Raw genomic sequence first — 1,114 nt, 5'->3', positions numbered from 1 at the left:
CGTCATTGTCCATCAACCATGCGTGATCCGCGCGAAATCAATTTCGTTGCGCCGGCAACGGCCGTAAAGCAAGGTGCGTGAAGAGGCAACATGATGAACCGTTCCCTGCTCTGCGCCCTGATGCTCACGCTGGCCGCCACGCCGGCCGCCGCGGCGAATCTGGTGAAGACCTACAGCTATTTCAGCGTCGGCGGCCGCACGCTGGACGACATCGAAAAACAGCTGACGAAAAACGGACCGGAAGTGAAGAGCACCGGCTCCCGGCATCCGGGCGCAACGCAGATGGCCTTCACCACCCGCGTCAGCTATGCGCAGACCGCGAATTCCTGCCGGATCGCGAACGCGCAGGTGACCGTGAAGGTCAAGGTGATCCTCCCGGAATGGCGGCGCCCGCGCAAGGCGGATCCGCAGGTCAGGCTGTTCTGGGATACGCTGTCGGCCGACATCAAGCGCCACGAAGAGCGCCATGTCGAGATCGCCAAGAATCACGCGCGCGAACTCGAGGACGCGCTGAAGGCGACTTATCCGCAAAGGACCTGCGAAGCCGCGAAGGCCCAGGCCGCCCAGATCTCGGCCGCCATCCTCGCCAAGCACGATCGCGCCCAGGTGCAGTTCGACCGCGTCGAAAGCGTCAATTTCGAGAGCCGAATCATCCGGCTCCTGCGCTACCGGATGCAGCGCACCCAAAGCGGGCGGTTGCCGCCGGCTTGACCATTGGACCGGTGGTGCCGGCGAAAGCCAACACCGCCGAAACAATGGTGCCAGATTCCAAAAAACTTTCGAGCATCGGTCGAAAACGGCCTATATCGACCGACATATATCGGGTTTGCCGTCCGGCGGACTTTGGAAACCGAGATACGAATGACGGGCGCAGGACGCCCCGCACCGGCTGCTTCTTGCCGACGGCGCACCGACCTTGAAAGAGTGACGCATGGACCAGACCGTCGACAATCGCACGACGATGAGGACAATGGCCTCGCCGTCGATCAGCGAGAGCGAGAAGAACGCCATCATCGGCGGCGTGCTCTTGTCGATGCTTCTGGCGGCGCTTGACCAGACCATTGTGTCGCCTGCCTTGCCGACCATCGCGCGCGCGCTCGGCCACGCCGAATAC

General features: G+C 62.7%; 1 protein-coding gene and 1 pseudogene. Both read left to right on the top strand.

Annotated features, from left to right (window positions below):
• Nucleotides 1-90: 90 nt before the first annotated feature.
• On the top strand, nt 91-711 hold the full coding sequence (locus EOA60_RS34150; RefSeq protein ID WP_067319718.1) for a DUF922 domain-containing protein: 621 nt from the start codon (nt 91-93) through the stop codon (nt 709-711).
• A gap of 220 nt (nt 712-931) precedes the next feature.
• Nucleotides 932-1,114, top strand: a pseudogene (locus EOA60_RS34145) (MFS transporter); the annotation flags it as partial.

The sequence above is a fragment of the Mesorhizobium sp. M1A.F.Ca.IN.020.06.1.1 genome, assembly GCF_004023265.1.
GTDB lineage: Bacteria > Pseudomonadota > Alphaproteobacteria > Rhizobiales > Rhizobiaceae > Mesorhizobium.
This window is presented reverse-complemented; position numbering and strand designations above follow the sequence as displayed.

Excerpts from the sequence above, each read along its gene's own strand:
- EOA60_RS34150 (WP_067319718.1), top strand. The coding sequence starts at position 91 with ATGATGAACCGTTCCCTGCTCTGCGCCCTGATGCTCACGCTGGCCGCC.